The 17,752-nt window shown below is 32.8% G+C and carries 19 protein-coding genes and 1 riboswitch; of the genes, 13 read left to right on the top strand and 6 right to left on the bottom strand.

What is annotated here, in order from left to right; genetic code table 11:
- Nucleotides 1-70 precede the first annotated feature (70 nt).
- The 7 genes from AB3G36_RS08120 (at nt 71) to AB3G36_RS08150 (ending at nt 7,078) form a co-directional block, all read left to right on the top strand.
- Nucleotides 71-457 (top strand): DUF5522 domain-containing protein, encoded by a 387-nt coding sequence (locus AB3G36_RS08120; RefSeq protein WP_367757735.1) that lies wholly within the window; start codon nt 71-73, stop codon nt 455-457.
- A gap of 60 nt (nt 458-517) precedes the next feature.
- Nucleotides 518-1,030 carry a bifunctional adenosylcobinamide kinase/adenosylcobinamide-phosphate guanylyltransferase gene (cobU, locus tag AB3G36_RS08125; protein WP_367757737.1) on the top strand — a complete coding sequence of 171 codons (513 nt, stop codon included), beginning with the start codon at nt 518-520 and terminating at the stop codon, nt 1,028-1,030.
- Entirely contained in the window at nt 1,030-1,680 is a 651-nt protein-coding gene (locus tag AB3G36_RS08130) for a diphthine--ammonia ligase (RefSeq protein WP_367757739.1), read from the top strand. Before cobU ends, AB3G36_RS08130 begins: the two co-directional genes overlap by 1 nt.
- A 36-nt stretch (nt 1,681-1,716) precedes the next feature.
- On the top strand, nt 1,717-3,393 hold the full coding sequence (cobT, locus tag AB3G36_RS08135; protein WP_367757741.1) for a nicotinate-nucleotide--dimethylbenzimidazole phosphoribosyltransferase: 1,677 nt from the start codon (nt 1,717-1,719) through the stop codon (nt 3,391-3,393).
- Between the two features lie 56 nt (nt 3,394-3,449).
- Entirely contained in the window at nt 3,450-4,247 is a 798-nt protein-coding gene (locus tag AB3G36_RS08140) for an adenosylcobinamide-GDP ribazoletransferase (RefSeq protein WP_367757743.1), read from the top strand.
- The gene (gene cobC / locus AB3G36_RS08145) at nt 4,232-4,753 is read left to right on the top strand and encodes an alpha-ribazole phosphatase (RefSeq protein ID WP_367757745.1); all 522 of its coding nucleotides are present in this window, start codon (nt 4,232-4,234) and stop codon (nt 4,751-4,753) included. The genes AB3G36_RS08140 and cobC overlap by 16 nt, the downstream gene beginning before the upstream one ends.
- A 106-nt stretch (nt 4,754-4,859) precedes the next feature.
- A riboswitch (cobalamin riboswitch) is annotated at nt 4,860-5,088 on the top strand.
- A gap of 76 nt (nt 5,089-5,164) precedes the next feature.
- Complete coding sequence (locus AB3G36_RS08150) at nt 5,165-7,078, top strand: TonB-dependent receptor plug domain-containing protein (protein ID WP_367757747.1); 1,914 nt, start codon at nt 5,165-5,167, stop codon at nt 7,076-7,078.
- A gap of 78 nt (nt 7,079-7,156) precedes the next feature.
- On the opposite strand, the gene AB3G36_RS08155 is transcribed toward AB3G36_RS08150, so the two are convergent.
- Entirely contained in the window at nt 7,157-7,774 is a 618-nt protein-coding gene (locus AB3G36_RS08155; RefSeq protein ID WP_367757749.1) for an N-acetylmuramoyl-L-alanine amidase, read from the bottom strand.
- Nucleotides 7,775-7,848: 74 nt separating this feature from the next.
- Nucleotides 7,849-9,294, bottom strand: a complete 1,446-nt coding sequence (locus AB3G36_RS08160; protein ID WP_367757750.1) for a S41 family peptidase — start codon at nt 9,292-9,294, stop codon at nt 7,849-7,851.
- A 171-nt stretch (nt 9,295-9,465) separates the two neighbouring features.
- On the opposite strand from AB3G36_RS08160, the gene AB3G36_RS08165 reads away from it, so the two are divergent.
- The 4 genes from AB3G36_RS08165 to AB3G36_RS08180 are packed head-to-tail and all read left to right on the top strand — an operon-like array spanning nt 9,466 to nt 11,482.
- A complete protein-coding gene (locus AB3G36_RS08165) occupies nt 9,466-9,975 on the top strand; it encodes an RNA polymerase sigma factor (protein WP_367757752.1) in 510 nt (169 codons plus the stop codon).
- Nucleotides 9,962-10,405 (top strand): hypothetical protein, encoded by a 444-nt coding sequence (locus AB3G36_RS08170; RefSeq protein ID WP_367757754.1) that lies wholly within the window; start codon nt 9,962-9,964, stop codon nt 10,403-10,405. Before AB3G36_RS08165 ends, AB3G36_RS08170 begins: the two co-directional genes overlap by 14 nt.
- Nucleotides 10,406-10,419: 14 nt before the next feature.
- A complete protein-coding gene (locus AB3G36_RS08175; protein ID WP_367757756.1) occupies nt 10,420-10,950 on the top strand; it encodes a DUF4252 domain-containing protein in 531 nt (176 codons plus the stop codon).
- Between the two features lies 1 nt (nt 10,951).
- The gene (locus AB3G36_RS08180) at nt 10,952-11,482 is read left to right on the top strand and encodes a DUF4252 domain-containing protein (RefSeq protein ID WP_367757758.1); all 531 of its coding nucleotides are present in this window, start codon (nt 10,952-10,954) and stop codon (nt 11,480-11,482) included.
- A 61-nt stretch (nt 11,483-11,543) separates the two neighbouring features.
- Here the strand turns inward: AB3G36_RS08180 and AB3G36_RS08185 are convergent, their stop codons facing one another.
- The 4 genes from AB3G36_RS08185 to AB3G36_RS08200 are packed head-to-tail and all read right to left on the bottom strand — an operon-like array spanning nt 11,544 to nt 15,621.
- Nucleotides 11,544-12,173: an NTP transferase domain-containing protein gene (locus AB3G36_RS08185; protein WP_367757760.1), complete on the bottom strand. Its 630-nt coding sequence runs from the start codon at nt 12,171-12,173 to the stop codon at nt 11,544-11,546.
- The gene (xdhC, locus tag AB3G36_RS08190) at nt 12,163-12,924 is read right to left on the bottom strand and encodes a xanthine dehydrogenase accessory protein XdhC (RefSeq protein WP_367757762.1); all 762 of its coding nucleotides are present in this window, start codon (nt 12,922-12,924) and stop codon (nt 12,163-12,165) included. The genes AB3G36_RS08185 and xdhC overlap by 11 nt, the downstream gene beginning before the upstream one ends.
- A gap of 53 nt (nt 12,925-12,977) precedes the next feature.
- Nucleotides 12,978-15,161 carry a molybdopterin cofactor-binding domain-containing protein gene (locus AB3G36_RS08195; protein ID WP_367757764.1) on the bottom strand — a complete coding sequence of 728 codons (2,184 nt, stop codon included), beginning with the start codon at nt 15,159-15,161 and terminating at the stop codon, nt 12,978-12,980.
- Complete coding sequence (locus AB3G36_RS08200; protein ID WP_367757766.1) at nt 15,154-15,621, bottom strand: (2Fe-2S)-binding protein; 468 nt, start codon at nt 15,619-15,621, stop codon at nt 15,154-15,156. The genes AB3G36_RS08195 and AB3G36_RS08200 overlap by 8 nt, the downstream gene beginning before the upstream one ends.
- A gap of 1,081 nt (nt 15,622-16,702) precedes the next feature.
- On the opposite strand from AB3G36_RS08200, the gene AB3G36_RS08205 reads away from it, so the two are divergent.
- Entirely contained in the window at nt 16,703-17,104 is a 402-nt protein-coding gene (locus tag AB3G36_RS08205) for a hypothetical protein (RefSeq protein WP_367757768.1), read from the top strand.
- A gap of 469 nt (nt 17,105-17,573) precedes the next feature.
- Nucleotides 17,574-17,714: a hypothetical protein gene (locus AB3G36_RS08210; protein WP_367757770.1), complete on the top strand. Its 141-nt coding sequence runs from the start codon at nt 17,574-17,576 to the stop codon at nt 17,712-17,714.
- The last annotated feature ends 38 nt before the right edge of the window (nt 17,715-17,752 follow it).

Consider the following 17,752-nt stretch of genomic DNA (forward strand, 5'->3'; position numbering starts at 1 on the left):
TAAAAGAAATTACAAAAAAATCTTGTTTATTTTTTAGCCAAAAAAAATCAACAAATACTATCTTTACAGCATGAATGTAATAAAAGCGAAACAGTGTTCAAGTTGTGGAACTAACTTTGGTTGTGGAGATACATTAGAAGGAACTAGATGTTGGTGTAATGATTTTCCGCCGATATTTGTTCCTACAAAAGCAATTGATTGTCTTTGTCCAAAATGTTTTAAAGAATCTTGTTCAGATAAAATTGAGGAGTATGTAAAGACATTGACTCAGGAAACTGTTCTCCATAATAAAGTGACCTCGCTGCCTAAGTCTAATAATTTGATTGAAGGTATTGATTATTATTTAGAGAATGGGAATTATGTTTTTAAAGCATTTTTTCATTTAAAAAGAGGAAGTTGTTGTTCGAATGGTTGTCGTCATTGTCCATATAATTTAAACCCAAAAAAAACAAATTAAGGCCTAATTTATAGGTTGAAATCTATTTAATAATTAACAATTTATAACTAATAATTAAAGATGATATATTTAATTACAGGAGGAGAACGCTCTGGCAAAAGTAGTTATGCTGAAAATTTAGCAAAAGAATTATCTGCGAAGCCCATGTATGTTGCAACAGCAAGAAAATGGGATGATGATTTTCAAAAGAGAATCGATCGCCATCAAAAAGACCGCGACGAACGATGGATTAACATCGAAAAAGAGAAGCACTTGAGTGAAATTGATTTCTCCGGAAATGTTGCGATCGTAGATTGTGTTACGCTATGGTTGACAAATTTTTTTGTAGATACTAAAAATGATGTAGCATTGAGTTTAGAACAAGCGAAAGCAGAGTTTGATGCTATCGTAAATCAAGAAAACACAACCATTATTATTGTGACTAATGAAATAGGAATGGGCATCCATGCTGAAACTCACATTGGACGAAAATTCACCGAATTGCAAGGTTGGATGAATCAACATATTGCAAAAAGAGCAGAGAAAGTTGTTTTAATGATTTCAGGAATTCCTGTAATAATAAAAGGCCAGTAATGAAGTTTTTAACGTCATGGAGTGGCGGAAAAGACAGTTGCTATGCAATGATGCAGGGAGTTGATCAAGGTTTAGTTCCAAAAGTGTTGTTGAATATGATGAACGAAAATGGAAAAATATCCCGTTCTCATGGATTGCCATTGTCTATATTGAATCAACAAGCTCAAAAAATGCAGCTACCATTAGAAGGCGTTCCTGCTACTTGGGGGGATTATGAGGCAAAGTTTATTAGTACTTTAAAATCGCTTAAAGCAAAATATGATTTGGATGCCGCCGTTTTTGGCGATATCGATTTGCAAGCCCATAAAGACTGGGAAGATAAAGTATGTGGAGCCGCCTCTCTGAAATGTATTTTGCCTTTGTGGCAACAAGACCGAATTATATTAGTAAACGAAATGATTGATAATGGCATCGAGACTATGATTGTTTCCTGTAATACGATCATGGGAGAAAGCTATCTGGGTAAGATACTGACTAAGGAATTAGCAGTTGAACTAAAAGAAAAAGGAATAGATCCTTGTGGTGAAAACGGCGAGTTTCATACTTTGGTTTTAAATTGCCCTCTTTTTTGTGAAAGGATAAGCCTACCAAATTATTCGATCAAAACGTATAATGACTATTGTTTTATTGTTTGGGAAGATTTCGATTAGAAATTGAATCAATAAATCAGTTTAAATAAAACTAGAATGACCAATTTAGATAAAATTTTAAAATCCCGTCGCGACACGCGTCATTTTACAAATGATGAAGTTCCTGATGCTGTAATTCAAAAAGCGTTGCAGGCCGGACATTGGGCTCCTTCCGTAGGTCTGACCGATGCTACTAAATATTATCTGGTTAAGGCGGACGAAATTAAGAAAGCGGTTAAAGAATTGTTTTTGGATTATAATAATAAAGCTGCAAATCAAACCGATAGCAAACAACAAAAGGAAGATTATAAAGCTTTAAAACTAGAAGCAATTGAAGAAGCCCCGCTAGGACTCGTGATTTGCTATGATCGTTCAGTTTTGAATAATTTCACTATTGGAACCGTAGGAAGCAATGAAGCAATTAAATTTAGTGCTGTTTGTGCTGCTCAAAATATATGGTTGTCTTTGACAGAGCAGGGATTTTCAATGGGTTGGATTTCGATTTTAAATTATTATCAGTTCAAACAATTACTAGGATTACCAGAACATATTGAAGCATTAGGTTACTTCTGTGTAGGCAAACCCGCAACTAATTATGACCAACAACCGATGTTACAACAATTGAACTGGAAACAAAAATCAGAAGTTCCTTTTATAGAAGAAATCAAGATGATGCATTCTAAGAGTAAAATTACACCAACGGAAAAAAAAGGTAAAATAGATGCTAAAGATGATATTTCAGCAGTTTTAAAAATTAAAATTGATGCTAAAACGAAGCCCACGGGTTCATTAGGGATTCTTGAAAAACTTGCCCAACAAATAGGTGAGGTTTTCCAAACATTAGAGCCCAAACTAATTCAACCCAATATTGTAGTTTTTGCTGCTGATCATGGAATTGCGACACATGGAGTGAGTTCATATCCACAAGATGTTACACGCCAAATGGTAACTAATTTTCTAGAAGGAGGAGCGGCAATAAATGTTTTTTGCAAACAAAATAATATTAAATTATCGATTGTAGATGCTGGAGTGAATTATGATTTTCCTCCTAATGTCAAGTTGATTTCAGCAAAAGTAGGCAAGGGGACTCAGTCGTATTCTACTGGACCTGCAATGAGTAGAACCGAATTGAATTTGTGTTTTTCTAAAGGTGCCACGGTTGTAGATGCTATTGCAAAAACTGGTAGTAATTGTATCGGTTTTGGTGAAATGGGTATTGGAAATACTTCGACAGCTTCCGTTTTGATGAGTTTAATTACTAAAATTCCTTTGGAAGATTGCGTAGGATTAGGAACAGGAGTGAGTGATGAAAAATTGATTCAGAAACAAAAAATCCTTAAAACCGCTGTTGATAATTATTCGGCTTCAGAAGATTTAGAGGAAAAGTTAGCGTATTTTGGCGGATTTGAAATCATGCAAATGGCTGCGGGAATACAAGCGGCATATGAAAATAACATGCTAATTCTTGTTGATGGATTTATTTGTAGTGTGGCTTTTTTGATTGCTCATCAAAAAAATCCTGTTATTATAAAGAACGCTGTTTTTTGCCATTGCTCAGCTGAACAAGCACATGTAAAGTTACTGGATTATTTGGGAGTTGAATCTGTTTTACAATTGGGATTGCGTTTAGGCGAAGGGACAGGTTGTGCGGTTGCATTTCCTATTATTGAGTCGGCTGTGGCATTTTTAAATGAAATGGCTAGTTTTGAAAGTGCTGGGATTAGCGGCTCATAAATACGATGTTACGATGCATTACAATGCATCTTTGATAAAAAAAGAATCTTAATAAAATGAAAAAAGAATTACATATATTTTTTACGGCTTTAATGTTTTATACTCGGATTCCATGTCCTAAAAACATAGATCATAACCCGGATTATTTAAACAAAGCCTCTCGCTATTTTCCAGTTATCGGCTGGATAGTAGGTGTTATAGCATTTGGTGTTTTTAGTTTGTTTAGCTATTTAATAAGTCTTGAAATAGCTGTTATTGTTTCTATGATTGCTTCTATTCTAGTTACGGGGGCTTTTCATGAAGATGGCTTTGCTGATGTTTGTGATGGTTTTGGCGGTGGATGGACCAAAGAAAAAATTCTCTTAATCATGAAAGACAGTGCAATTGGTGCTTATGGAGCGATAGGAGTAGTTTTATTGTTTTTATTAAAATTTCAGGCTTTATCCCATATAGTTTCTACAATCGATTTATTAAATATTCATACGCAAATAGTTGTTTTTTTACTGTTTGTTTCGGCTCATGCTGTCAGTCGTTTGGCAGCTATTTCGATTGTTTTTACTCATGAATATTCAAGAGAGGACGCAAGCAGTAAAAGCAAACCTATTGCACAAAATTATACATGGAGAGAAGTAGTAGGTGCATTCTTTTTTGGGTTATTGCCACTTGTAATTTTGGCTTGTTTTCAGTGGCAATTCCTTTTGGTTTTAGTACCAGTTTTTCTGACGCGATTTTTTTTGGCGCGTTATTTCCAAAAATGGATTGATGGCTATACAGGTGATTGTTTAGGCGCAACCCAACAAATTTGTGAAGTAGTATTTTATTTATCAGTAATTATTTTATGGAAGTTTATTTAGTACGCCACACCGAGACGGTTTGTGAAAAAGGAATTTGTTATGGGCAATCGGATGTTCAGATTTTGGAACCGTATTTGGAATTATTTGATTCAATAAAAAACCAAATTCCAAAAGATGCTGTTGTGTATTCCAGTCCTTTAGTTCGTTGTACTACACTAGCTAATTATCTTTCGGCTTCAATAATTACAGATGCTCGTTTAATGGAAATGAATTTTGGGGATTGGGAAATGAAAAAGTGGGATGTGATTCCTCCTGATGATTTTGCACCATGGATGAATGACTTTGTCAATGTCAGTGTTCCTAACGGAGAATCCTTTGTTGATTTGTATAATAGAGTGAATGATTTTTTAGAAAACGAACTTAAAAGCACCGTTAAAAGACCAATTGTGATTGTGGCACACGCAGGAGTTATTAGAAGTATCCTGTGTAAAGTAACTAATGTACCACTAAAAGATGCATTTAATAATAAAGTCAATTTTGGTGCAGTTGTTAAAATAGAATTGTAACTAGTTGTTTATTAGTGTTTAGTGAGTAATTGGTATCTTTTGTTTAAAAAAATGCTCAATAGTTTCTACAAATTAGTTTTAAAGCTGAATTTAGTTTTATCTTTGCCGCCGTATTGAGGTTGTGCGTTTGTTTTATTGCAAAGCACATTAAAAGGGAATCAAGTAAATTTTTTGGAATTTTAATCTAAAATTCTAAATGAGTAATCTTGGGCTGTACCCGCAACTGTAAGCTAAAAAGCTTGTTGTTATCTACAAAACCATTGTTCGCCACGGCGAATGAGAAGGTAAACATCAAGACGCAAGCCAGGAGACCTGCCTACTACATCGAGTATCAAACTTTCGGGAAAAAAGGTTTGGGTATGGGTCATTCTATGCTTTTCTCCCCAATTTATTAAATTTTACATTTTTAAAATGAACAAAAAAATCGTTCGCATAAGTGCGATTGCATTGTTGTTTGCAATGAATTGTTTTGCACAAGAACAAAAGTCAAATCAATTAGATGAGGTTGTAATTTCTGATTCAAAATTTGCTTTGCCAAAAGAAAAATCTGGAAAAGTAATCGTTAAGATTACAGCTGAAGATTTAAAGAAAAAACAAGGGCAATCTCTAGCCGCTGTTTTAAGTACTGTTGCTGGAGTAGAAATTAATGGAAACCAAAGCCGTAACGGTAAGGATTTAGGTCTTTACATTCGCGGAGGAAGAGGACATCAAGTTTTAATCCTGATTGATGGTGTACCAGTCACGGATGCGTCGGGGATTAATTTATCCTATGATTTACGTTTGCTTCCTGTAGAACAAGTGGAGAGTATTGAAATTATGAAAGGGGCTGCAAGTACTTTATATGGTTCTGGAGCAGCTACGGGAGTAATTAATATTACTTTGAAAAAAGCAACTAATAAAGAAATTGCTGGGAATGTGTATATGAATATGGGTACACAAACCGTTGCTAATAAAACGAATTACAAACCTCAGGAGTATAATCAAGGTTTTTCGTTGAACGGACGTACCGATAAAGTCAATTATTTTGCTTCCTTGAATAGTACTGAATCTACAGGAATATCAGAAGCTAAGCCAGAAAATGAAGGTGTTGATTTTGAAAAAGATAAATTTTCAAGAATAAATTCGTTAGTGAAATTAGGATTTACTCCAACTAAAAAGTTGAGTTTGGACTTTTTTGCTAATTATGACAAAGTGAAAAGTGATTTTGATTCGGGATCATTTGTGGATAATAAAATGAATTTTTCAGCCTCAGAACAATACAGAGTTGGGTTTTCTCCAAAGTACAAATATGAAAAAGGAGAATTTGTGATGAACTCAAGTGCAAGTTCGATTGACAGATCGATTTTTAATTACGGAAGCTTTTCGTATTACAAATCAAGAAGTATAAATGCGGATGTGTTTAATAAATACAATGTTGCGTCACAATTGTTTATCGTTACTGGTGCTCAATTTCAATTCCATGAAATGTCAAATAAAAGTGATTATGATGCTATCGAAAGTAGTTTAGCAAAATTCAATATGATTGATCCTTATTTAACTGCTGTATATAATTCAGAGTTTGGATTTAATTTAAATGCTGGAGCACGTTTGAATATTCATAGCAAGTATGGTAATAATTTGGTTTTTAATGTGAATCCTTCCTATAAATTGCAAAGCCTTCCATTGAAAATCTTAGCTTCTTATAGTACTGCATTTGTAACTCCAAGTTTATATCAATTGTATTCACCTTACGGAGATTTGAATTTGTCACCTGAGAAAGATGCTACTGCTGAGGTAGGTTTTGAAGCGAGTCTGTTCGGTAAAAAAGTAACTTTAACGTCAGTTGCTTTTGCAAGAGAAGAGACAGATGCTATTGGTTTTGATTTAATGACCTACAAATATTTTAACGTAAATGGTTTAAATAAGGCAAAAGGGGTGGAAACAATGGTGGTATATGCTCCGAACGATAAAGTAAGTTTTAATGTAAACTATACTTTTACAGAATTAGAGCGACAATCGCGTATTTTAAATCCTAAACATAAAGTGAATGCTGGAATTGATGTTCAGGCCACACCACGTTTAGCATTTAGTGCTGCTTATCAATTTGTTTCGGATCGCTACACAGAATACACTACTTATCCAGCCCCATCGTATAACGCTGTATTGAATTCAGAAATTTTAAAAGACTATCAATTAGTTAATGCTAATGTTCGTTATGATCTTATTAAAAATAGAATGAATATTTTTGGAGCTGTTGATAATATCCTTGATAAAGATTTTGTTGAGACAAGAGGTTTTAGTACAAAAGGTAGAAATATTAAGGTAGGTTTGAATATTTTGTTTTAATATAATAGTCAAGATTGTTAAAAAAATCCCACATTCAAGTTAATTCTTGGAGTGGGATTTTTGCTTTTGAAAATGGTATTATTTTAATTCAGCAATACATTCTATTATTTTTTTTGCAATTTGATTTTGTTCGTTATTATTAGAAAGATTTTTTTTGTCAATTTCATTAGTTAAATATCCCAATTCCATTATAACTGCTGGAACCTCTGAGTTTTTCAAAATAAAAAAATTCGCATTCTTTATTTCAGCAACTTTAAAATTTGAATTTAAAAACTTAGTTTGAAAATTTTCGGCTATTGTATTTGACTTTTCATAATTAGTAGATTCTTTTGAAACATAAAATTCCATACCTGAAGTAGTATTGTTTTTACTTGCGTTCACATGTATTGATAAAACCAAATCGGGTTTGATTGTATTTATAAAATCAGTTCTATCTTGTAATGGAATAAATTTATCTGTCGATCGAGTAAAATGAAAAACGATATTTTTATTTTTACTGAATGCCTTGATTTTTGTAATCACTTGTTCTACAATTTGTTTTTCAGATAAATCATCTTGGGTGATTCCAAAATCTTCTCCACCATGTCCAGCATCAATAACTACATTAATCTGTTTTAGTACTTTATTTTTGGGGCTTATAAAAGCAAAAGAAGTAAAAGCTATCAAAATTAAAAATGATTTAATAAGTTTTTTCATAACTAGCATAGTTTTTACATTAGGTTGGTTATATATAACGTATTGAATTCTAATTTATTATATTCTACTGTTAATTATTTCAATGCTTTTAAAAGCCCTTCTGGTGCTTTCTCTATATACATTTGGTTTTGTAACCCGTCAATCGATTTTGTGTCTTTAAAATAATTAAAATCTTGTTCAGGGTTTTGTTTTAGCATTTTTCCTGTTCCTGTAATTTTTCCTATTGCCGTACTCAATAAAGGTTCTGAACTATTTCCAAGAACGTCTAAGTTTCCTAAATTTTCTTTTAATTGGTAAGTAGGAGTAAGGCCATTATAATAATCTCCAAAACCAGCAGCATTGATTATCTTCAATACTATTGGTTGCATCGCATAACGATGGTTAGGATTCCTATTGTCTTTTCCAAAAGTAGGGGAGTCATATAATGTAACCGACCCAACATTTTTCCCTGTAGTAATATCGCCTATTTGTACTACATCCATATAGGGTTTTAAGCCATTGATTACTAATTCACTTGCTGACGCAGTGCTTTTGGTAGTTAGGATGTAAATTTTTGATAAATTTAAACTGTTGATAGGTGTTGTCCCAATTTGGTCTGTAAAGTTATTGTTTAGGGCTTCTGGATTATTAGAGGCAAAATAGTCGTTTATCTTTGAGTTCCACTGTTGTTTTGCGAAAATTTGTCCTGTATATTGTCCTGTAATCATACTGGCTAAGCGGGTAGCAGTAAGTACAGAACCTCCACCATTGTAACGTAAATCTAATACTAAGTCAGTAATACCTTGTGATTTTAAAGATTCAAATGCTGCATTCAATTGAGTATCATATTCAGCATAAAAACCATTGTACATCAGGTAACCTATTTTATGTGCACCATTTGTAATTACTTTGTTTATTAATATTGGATTTTCGGCTACCGTTGTTTTAACTAGGTCCACTGATTTTCCATTTGATGTAATAGCACCTCCATTGTAGTCGGCTAAATTTAAAGTATAGCTATCAGCTCCCAATAAAGTTTGATAATTGCTTATAGTAAGTTGGGTTCCATTAACACCGTAAAAGATACTCCCTCTTTGAATGTTTTTTGTCGCTGCATCAGAATTTGGAAGAATGTAACGAACATAACCAAATATTTCAGTAGTACTTCCCGGTTTGTATACAAGTCCAAATTCTGCTCCATGATTTTTTGAGATTCCTCCAAGGGCCTGCTCTAATTCTAAATAATCACTTACAATCCAGCTAAAGCGATCAATACTTTTATCCACTCTTAGCGCATCAAATAATTCTTCTGGAACAAGATATCCTCTCAAAAATACATTAAGTTGATCTTGAGAAGCAAAACGATCATCGGCTAAGTTAGGCACATCTGCTTGCCATAAATAGTATTGATTCAATCCTTTCCAGATAAAATCTTGAACCTCTAAATTTATTGGTGCTGCTGTGTCATCTTGATCTTGACAACTCTGGAAGGTTAAAGCAGCTAAAAATAATAAAAGTGTAAACTTGAATGTTGTTCTCATATTTGGGGTTTAATATGTATATGAACGTAAAAATACTATCTTTAGTTTTAATTGTTTGTTTTTTTGTAACAAAAATTAAACTGTTTCGTCTTGATATTATAAGGGCAATTGATTTAAATTGTATGCCAAGCGAATTGCAAATCGTAAAATAGAAAAAATAAGTAGTAACATATGAATCAAGTGCAATTTTTGGAACTGACTTCTCCTTTCAAAGACAAACTCTTTCGATTGGCAAAGCGTCTACTTATTAGCACGGAAGAAGCAGAAGACGCTACCCAAGAAGTACTTGTAAAACTATGGCATAAAAGCGAAAGTCTGAATGGTTTTAATAGTGTAGAAGCATTTGCAATGACAATAACAAAAAACCATTGTTTGGATCAGTTAAAATCTAAGAGGGTTAATAATATTAAAATTGTTCATGATAATTATGCTGATACTACTCCAAGTTTAGAAAAGAAAATAGAAGATGATGATAGTCTTGATTGGGTTGGAAAAATTATTAACCAATTGCCAGAACAACAACGGCTAATAATTCAAATGAGAGATATTGAACAATATGAATTTGAAGAGATTGCAAAAATTATGCAAATGAATGAAACGGCTATTCGTGTAGCGCTTTCAAGAGGAAGAAAAACGATAAGAGAATGCATGACAAAAATTAATAATTATGGAATGGAATAAAATTGAAATACTTTTAGAAAAATATTTCGAAGGGGAAACAAGTAGTATGGATGAAAAAGAGTTGCAAAATTATTTTTCTTCTCCAAATGTTGCGCAGCATTTAGAGCAATACAAGCCTTTATTTGATTATTTTTCAATTGCGGCAACTCAAAAGTTTGCACCTGAAATACCACTACAATCTAAAAAACGTAAAGTAGCGTGGTTATCTATTGCAGCTTCAGTTGTTATTATGTTAGGTGTTAGTACGTATATGTATTTTGATAATAAAGTTGCTAATCAAGACCTAGGGACCTATACTAATCCAGAGGTTGCTTTAAAGGAAACACAGAAAGCATTGGCAATGTTATCAACTCATGTAAATACTGGCATAGTAAGTGTTAACTACATTCAAGAATACGAGGATTCAAAACAATTAATTTTTAAACAATAACAAATACTAAAAAAATGAAAAAATTTATAATCACACTAGTAATTGCATTAATAGCAACTCCGTTTTTTGCCCAATCGGCTTTTGATAAATTTGATGGACAAGATGATGTGACTTCAATTATTGTCAACAAAAAAATGTTTGACTTGATGAGTAAAGTAAAAGTTGATGCATCTGATAAGGAAACGCAACAATACATGAATTTAATCAAAAAATTAGACAACTTAAAAGTTTTCACTACAAGTAGTTCAAGAGCAACAGCTGATATGAAATCAGCAGCCGATAAATATATAAAAACAGCTGGATTAGAAGAATTAATGCGTGTAAATGACAGTGGTAAAAATATAAAGATATTAGTAAAATCAGGTGCGTCAGACAGTCAAATAAAAGAGTTGTTAATGTTCATTGAAGGAGGAAGTAAAACAAATGAAACGGTGTTAATGTCTTTGACAGGTAATTTTGACTTGAATGAAATTTCAGTTTTAACGGATAAAATGAGAATACCTGGTGGCGATGACCTGAAGAAAGCAACTAAAGGAAGAAAGTAATATGAAAACAGTTTATATCTTTTGTTTTTTATGCCTGTTGTTGGTAAGCTGCAATTCAGAACCCACCCTACAAAAATATTTTGTAGAAAACACAGAGAATAAAGATTTCCTTGTAATGGATGTTTCTCCAAATATTTTAAATGTTGACAAAACGAAGTTGTCGATAGCTGAATCATCCGCTTTGAAATCTTTTGATAAGATGAATATTTTAGCATTTAAATTAACAGATAAAAATAAAAATCAGTTTGATGTTCAACGTGCTAAAGTGGATGCTATTTTGAAAGATAAAAAGTACCAACAGTTGATGAGATTTGGTTCTGGTAAAGAAGGTGCATCAGTAAGCTATGTAGGGGCTGATGATCATATTGAAGAATTTGTTTTTTATGCCAATAAAAAAGATGCTGGTTTTGCAGTTGTTAGGGTAATTGGAAAAGATATGAATCCAACAAATATAATAACAATGATGCAAGTGCTGAAAAAGTCCAATATTGACATGGAGCAATTGAAACCTTTGCAACAATTAATAAAGTAATTAATTGTATTAAAATTTATAGGCCTCGATATATTTTATCGGGGCTTTTTTTGCTTGATTTTTATTTGGAGTTCAAATAGTCAGTCCAATCATTTTGAGTATTTAAATTTTTCAGGATTGACGAATCATTAACTTCTACTTCAGTAATTTCGTCCAGATTCACTTTTTTTATTTGGAAGTCTAATCTTGTATTTTCTTCTTTTGGATCTAATGGCGTTAAAGATTTCCAAAAGGCGTTAGATAGTTTAATAGGATGACCATTTTTGCCTTTAAAATTGGGTAGAACAATGGTATTTTTAATTTCAATTATTGCATTCAGTACCGTTGCATTGGAAATTGGAATATCAATGGGACTGATAAGAACAGCTTGATTGGTTTTTATTTTTTGTAATACAGTTTGTAGTGTTGAAAAAGAACCTCGTTCTGGATTTGCATTAATAACGACTCTCACTTTCATTTCTTTGAAATACATAAAATGAGTTTGTGTCTCAACTAGCCATGGAATAGCGTTGAAATAGTCTTGGTAATGGAATCCCAAACCAATGTAGACTTCTGTGATTTGTGTTTTCGAAATCCGATCTAATTGCTCTAAAATCCAATACGTATTATTATAATCTAATAAACCTTTAGCAATACCCATTCTTTCTGATTTGCCCCCAGCAAGCAAAATAAAAACGGTATTATTTGCCATAATACACTTTTAGTAATTCAGATGCCACACTGATTGCTATTTCTTTGGGGTTGGTTCCGCCTAAATCTAGTCCAACTGGACAATGAACTGCTTTGATTCCAGCTGTAAAACCCAATTCGTTAATCAATAAATTATTAAATTTATTTTTCTTGGTTTTACTGCCTATCAATCCGATGTATTTTGTTTTGGAGTGAACGGCTAATGCGGTAATTTCAAAATCCAATTTGTGATCGTGTGTCATGATAACTACGTAGCAATTGTCTCCCCAATTGATCGTTTGTTTGTAGTGATCGAATGCAACACTACTAAATAAAATTGATTTATCTATTTCAATAGTGTTTTTCCAATTCTCTCGTGTATCAAAAAGAGTGATATTAAAAGGAGTATCTTTTAGAACTTCACATAAAGCAATGCCAATATGTCCGGCTCCAAACAGAAACAATTCAGGGGATTGATTCATAGGTTCAATAATTAGTTCTACTTTGCCACCACAGCATTGCTCAAATTCAGGCCCCAGTGTATAGGAGAATTCTTTTGTTTGATTTTCATGAATTGCATTAACTGCCTCTTCAATAATTTGAAATTCTAATTTACCGCCACCTATGGTTCCGTGAATCTTTTTTTGATAGGTTACAATCATTTTAGAAGCTACTTTGCAAGGAGCAGAGCCTAAAACTTTAGTTACGGTAACTAGTGCAACAGGTATTTTTTTTATTTTATATTCTTGTAGTAATTCAATCCAGTTATTCATTAAAAATAATTATTGGTTGGAGTGCATAATAGATTAAGCAGGTAAAAATGATATTATACAATATCATAATCGCTCAAAGGTAAATTATGGTACCTTTTACCAGTAAGTTTAAAGATAGCATTTATGATAGCGGGAGCAATTACGGGTACTCCGGGTTCTCCTACGCCTGTTGGGTTTTCGGTACTCTCCACAATTTCAACATGAACATTTGGAATTTCATTCATTCGAATCATTTTGTAATCAGTAAAACTATTTTGCTCAATCACCCCATTTTTAGCAGTAATTTTCCCATAAAAGGCTAATGACATTCCAAAAATAGCGGCACCTTCCATTTGTGCTTTTACGGTATCTTTGTTTATTACCGTTCCGCAATCTATAGCAGTATAAATGTTATGCACTTTTACTTTATCATTTACCATTGATACTTCAACTACCGAGGCCACATAGCTATAAAAACTATATTGAACCGCTATTCCGTAAGCATGACCTTCGGGTAATGGTTTTCCCCAATTGGCATTTTTTGCAACCACATTTAAAACATTTTTAAGTCGGGCTGTGTTGTATTTTAGAGGATCTTTTGTGTCTTCGATTCGGTCAGGGCCTATTAGATTCAAACGAAACTCTAATGGGTCTTTATTGGCAGCAAAAGCCAATTCGTCAGCAAATACATTCACCGAAAAACCATGAGGAATATTAATTACAGATCGCATCCATCCAATCCGAACATGAGCAGGTGCTTGACCTACTTCGACCTTAAAGTTTTTAATGGCATAAGGAATATTAGCTGCACTGGCTATTTCCCAATCGGCTGGAAAATCAGTTCCGGGCGCAAAGGTCGACATGATAGAAGGGAATGCAAATCGGTGTAGCCAGCTGGTAACATTACCTTGACTGTCTATAGATGCCTTCATGTATTGCGCACTTACAGTATGATAATATCCATGCTTCACATCGTCTTCACGTGTCCAAATTACTTGTACAGGAGCTTTAATCATTTTTGATACCATAACAGCTTCTACCACATAATCCGGCTTTGATTTTCTTCCAAAACCACCCCCTAAAAAAGTAACATTTAAAGTTACTTTATCAACAGTTGTTTTTAAATAATCTACTACTTCATTTCGGGCAGTTTGAGGATCTTGTGTAGGCGCCCAAACTTCGCAAGTATCTCCTTGAACCCAAGCAGCTGCATTTGGTACTTCCATTGGGGTATGTACTAAATGAGGAAGTTGAAAGGTGCTTTCGATAGTTTTATGCCCTCCTTTAAAGCCTTCGTTTACATTGCCTATTTCTTTAGCTACTTTCCCTGATTTATGGACATTGTCGGTAATTTGACTCATGTATTGATCCGAATCATACGTTTCGTTTTCGCCGTAATTCCATTCAATTTCCAATGCAGCTTTACCTTTGAATGCAGCCCAAGTATTCGTAGCAATTACAGCTACACCACCAAGAGGACCAAAAGGTCTTTCAATGCGAGGAATTTCAATTATTGCTTCCACTCCACGAATTTTCATTGCGGCAGTCTTATCAAAAGATTTAACGGTTCCAAATGTAACGGGACAACGTGCGATAGCTACAAATTTCATATTTGGTAAACGTTTGTCTAATCCAAAAACAGCAGCTCCATTTACATATTCATTGATGTCAATACTTTTTAAATGTTTACCAATGTATTTAAAGTCATTTGGATTTTTAAAAACTATGTTTGTTGGTACTTTAAGTGTTTTTGCTAATTCAACAAGAGCTCCAAATTCTATTTTTTTACCACTAGAGTGAATTATAAAATGATTTTCGGCGGTACACTCTTCTTCGGGCACTTGCCATGTTTTTGCTGCAGCAGTAATTAACATGGCTCTAACCGTAGCGCCCATTTTCCGCATGGTGTCATATAGGTAAAGAATACTTTTAGAACCATCGGTATTTTGATCCCCGTATTTTATGTCACCCATAGCTTGTTTAACCGTCACTTTATTCCAGTCGGCATCCATTTCGTCAGCAATGACTGAAGTTAAAGAGGTTCTTACTCCATTCCCCATTTCAGATCGGGAAGCAATTAAAATCAAACTTCCATCAGAATTCAATTGAACGAATAAATTAGGATTAAATTCAATTTTGTTTTCAGGCTTTTTTTTATCGAAATATAAGTAAGTACTACCAGCTAGAATTAATCCACCCGAGGCCAAACCAATGTTTTTAACAAAACTTCTACGGCTCATGTTATGAATATCACTCATGGTTTGCTTTATTTTTAAGTTCAACAGTATGGTGAATGGCTTTTTTTATTCGCTGGTAGGTGCCACAACGACAAATATTACCACTCATGGCGTCATCGATATCTTTGTCTGTAGGATTTTCGTTTGAGTTAAGTAGGGAAGTAGCAGTAATTAATTGGCCAGGTTGACAGTAGCCACATTGTGGAACATTATATTCCGACCATGATTTTTGCAATAATTGTAGATTTTCTTGAGTACCTTCAATTGTTGTAATCTCTTTTCCAGCAACTGCAGAAACAGGTGTCAAACACGAATAGGTAGCAGTATTGTCAATTAATACTTTGCAAGAGCCACATGCACCTATTCCACAGCCAAATTTAGTGCCAGTCAGGCCAATAATGTCTCTAATAGCCCATAATAAAGGCATTTCTGGATCTACATCTATCTGATGTTTTTCTCCATTAATTTGAAGTGTAATCATGTTGCTTTACAATTTGTGTTACGGACCCCAATTTAAGCTTTTTATTTCTAATTTAATTTTTTTTTAAAATTAGGTTCAATTGAGTAGATTTTATTACTTAAGTATTAAGGTTGATAGGAATGTGCTTTTAATACGAAAGTTTAAAATCGCACTCTCTATTATAAGATTAATAAATGCAGCCTTTTATTTTATTAATATGATTATTGATAGTTGGTTTTTAGAATATTTGATAATTATTTTAATCGCAATTATTTTTTTTTATTTTATATCAATTCTTGTATTCTATTTGCATTATTATATTGAAAATGTAATACCGGTCATTTACACACATCATTTGTTTTATATAATGCTTCAAATCTTTTATTTTAATTTTTAAAATAAATCTATTTTCACAAAAATAATTTTACTGTTTTAGAAAAAGTTAAATATTGTGAAGCAATATTTTCTGAAATTTAATTTTCGAAATAGCACTGCTATAAGAGCACAACTTTTTCCGTAAACAAACTGTATAAACCAAAATTACGCTCTATTACGACTAAAAAAATAACCATTAAACTAAAAATTATGAAAAAATCAGGTATGATTGCTTTTGCACTAACTTGCTTATTAGGATTAGAATCCTGCTCGGATAATGTAACATCTGTCGAAGAAAACCAACAGGTAACTGCAGTATAAGTAGTGCTACAAGTAAAGTCGCTGGTGCTCCATGGGTAAAGCAATTTGAGGAAACATTTAATATGGGTTCTTCACTCTCGCAATGGACAAAAGCACAACGTACAGATTATAATTCTAACTATTGTGATTATAAAAGTTCCGTGCCTACAATACTAACTAGGGATGGTAGAGATTGTTTAGAAATAAAGACTACAAAGTTGAGTGCAAGTAAATACCAATCGGGTCTAATTAAGTCCATATATCAGTATAAACCTGAAAATAATACAGAATATATGCTATCTGCTAATATTAAATTAATAGATATGATGGTGCTAATTATAAATCATTCACAGATACTTATGGAGCTTGGCCCGCTTTCTGGGGTGCCCAAGAAAATGCTTGGCCAATTCAAGGAAAAATTGACACTATGGAGGGTTATTCTTTTGCTCCTAATGCGTCCCGTTTTACCTCTAATCTTTTTTACGGTACAACATCTGGGACAAATCAATTAGGAAACGCTGCAGAAAGAAGTTATCCAAGTGCATTTAATGTAAATGGTAATAATGGGTGGCATTTATACTTATCTTTTTGGAGTGTAAAAAATAATGTGGTAACGGTAACTATAAAATTAGATAATGTAACGGTTTTTACATACACCAATAGCAGCGTGTCAAAGCTCAATTTGAACAATCTTGGACCACATAATATCATTATAAATATGAATGTAGAATCAAACGATTCCAATTTTATTGATCCCAATAAAATAAACTTATTTACAAGTACTATGATGTGGGTAGATGATGTTACGGTATATAAAAGATCCATCTAAATAATTTAGAGAAGATAACCCGTGTCATAACACTTTTATAGGTAAATAAGTATTAAAAAAAAATATTTAATACTTGGATTTGATAAAATTCGTAAAAATAGGCTTGCTATTTGTACGTCGATTTTGCGGATTTTTTAATATTCTGTTAAAATATAATTTATCAGAAACCATAATTTCATCAAAAGCGAGTTAAAGTGGGGATAATGATAGATAAAAAACAAATTGTAATAGAGATTTAGGTCTTACTAAAAAGTGGAAGTAATAACTCTGGATTTTATAATTAATATATGAGACTCTTTTATGTCAGTTTTTTTTGATTTTATCATTACTTTAAAAATAGAATAGTAGAATTATATTTTTGATATTAAAAATAACTCAAATATCACTAAAAGTTGGTATTGTGTATAATGGGGGTATTGTTTTACTTTGTAATATAATAAATGCAAATAGATTAGATTAAAGCGAAGAGATGAAAACTAAGTCAATAAATAGAATTAATAAATACGATACGTTGTTCTTGTATATTGGAACTTTTTTTGTGGCAATAGCTGGTTTGTCTGGAATTTTAATGGCAATCTATTTATCAATTCAACTAACTAAGAGTTTTTAATTATATAGATTAAGGATCAAGTCTAAATGTTGTGGGGA

Origin of the sequence: Flavobacterium sp. WC2430 (genome assembly GCF_040822075.1) — a bacterium.
Lineage (GTDB): Bacteria > Bacteroidota > Bacteroidia > Flavobacteriales > Flavobacteriaceae > Flavobacterium.

Excerpts from the sequence above, each read along its gene's own strand:
- AB3G36_RS08120 (WP_367757735.1), top strand. The coding sequence starts at position 71 with ATGAATGTAATAAAAGCGAAACAGTGTTCAAGTTGTGGAACTAACTTT.
- cobU (WP_367757737.1), top strand. The coding sequence starts at position 518 with ATGATATATTTAATTACAGGAGGAGAACGCTCTGGCAAAAGTAGTTAT.
- AB3G36_RS08130 (WP_367757739.1), top strand. The coding sequence starts at position 1,030 with ATGAAGTTTTTAACGTCATGGAGTGGCGGAAAAGACAGTTGCTATGCA.
- cobT (WP_367757741.1), top strand. The coding sequence starts at position 1,717 with ATGACCAATTTAGATAAAATTTTAAAATCCCGTCGCGACACGCGTCAT.
- AB3G36_RS08140 (WP_367757743.1), top strand. The coding sequence starts at position 3,450 with ATGAAAAAAGAATTACATATATTTTTTACGGCTTTAATGTTTTATACT.
- cobC (WP_367757745.1), top strand. The coding sequence starts at position 4,232 with ATGGAAGTTTATTTAGTACGCCACACCGAGACGGTTTGTGAAAAAGGA.
- AB3G36_RS08150 (WP_367757747.1), top strand. The coding sequence starts at position 5,165 with ATGAACAAAAAAATCGTTCGCATAAGTGCGATTGCATTGTTGTTTGCA.
- AB3G36_RS08155 (WP_367757749.1), bottom strand. The coding sequence starts at position 7,774 with ATGAAAAAACTTATTAAATCATTTTTAATTTTGATAGCTTTTACTTCT.
- AB3G36_RS08160 (WP_367757750.1), bottom strand. The coding sequence starts at position 9,294 with ATGAGAACAACATTCAAGTTTACACTTTTATTATTTTTAGCTGCTTTA.
- AB3G36_RS08165 (WP_367757752.1), top strand. The coding sequence starts at position 9,466 with ATGAATCAAGTGCAATTTTTGGAACTGACTTCTCCTTTCAAAGACAAA.
- AB3G36_RS08170 (WP_367757754.1), top strand. The coding sequence starts at position 9,962 with ATGGAATGGAATAAAATTGAAATACTTTTAGAAAAATATTTCGAAGGG.
- AB3G36_RS08175 (WP_367757756.1), top strand. The coding sequence starts at position 10,420 with ATGAAAAAATTTATAATCACACTAGTAATTGCATTAATAGCAACTCCG.
- AB3G36_RS08180 (WP_367757758.1), top strand. The coding sequence starts at position 10,952 with ATGAAAACAGTTTATATCTTTTGTTTTTTATGCCTGTTGTTGGTAAGC.
- AB3G36_RS08185 (WP_367757760.1), bottom strand. The coding sequence starts at position 12,173 with ATGGCAAATAATACCGTTTTTATTTTGCTTGCTGGGGGCAAATCAGAA.
- xdhC (WP_367757762.1), bottom strand. The coding sequence starts at position 12,924 with ATGAATAACTGGATTGAATTACTACAAGAATATAAAATAAAAAAAATA.
- AB3G36_RS08195 (WP_367757764.1), bottom strand. The coding sequence starts at position 15,161 with ATGAGTGATATTCATAACATGAGCCGTAGAAGTTTTGTTAAAAACATT.
- AB3G36_RS08200 (WP_367757766.1), bottom strand. The coding sequence starts at position 15,621 with ATGATTACACTTCAAATTAATGGAGAAAAACATCAGATAGATGTAGAT.
- AB3G36_RS08205 (WP_367757768.1), top strand. The coding sequence starts at position 16,703 with ATGGAGGGTTATTCTTTTGCTCCTAATGCGTCCCGTTTTACCTCTAAT.
- AB3G36_RS08210 (WP_367757770.1), top strand. The coding sequence starts at position 17,574 with ATGAAAACTAAGTCAATAAATAGAATTAATAAATACGATACGTTGTTC.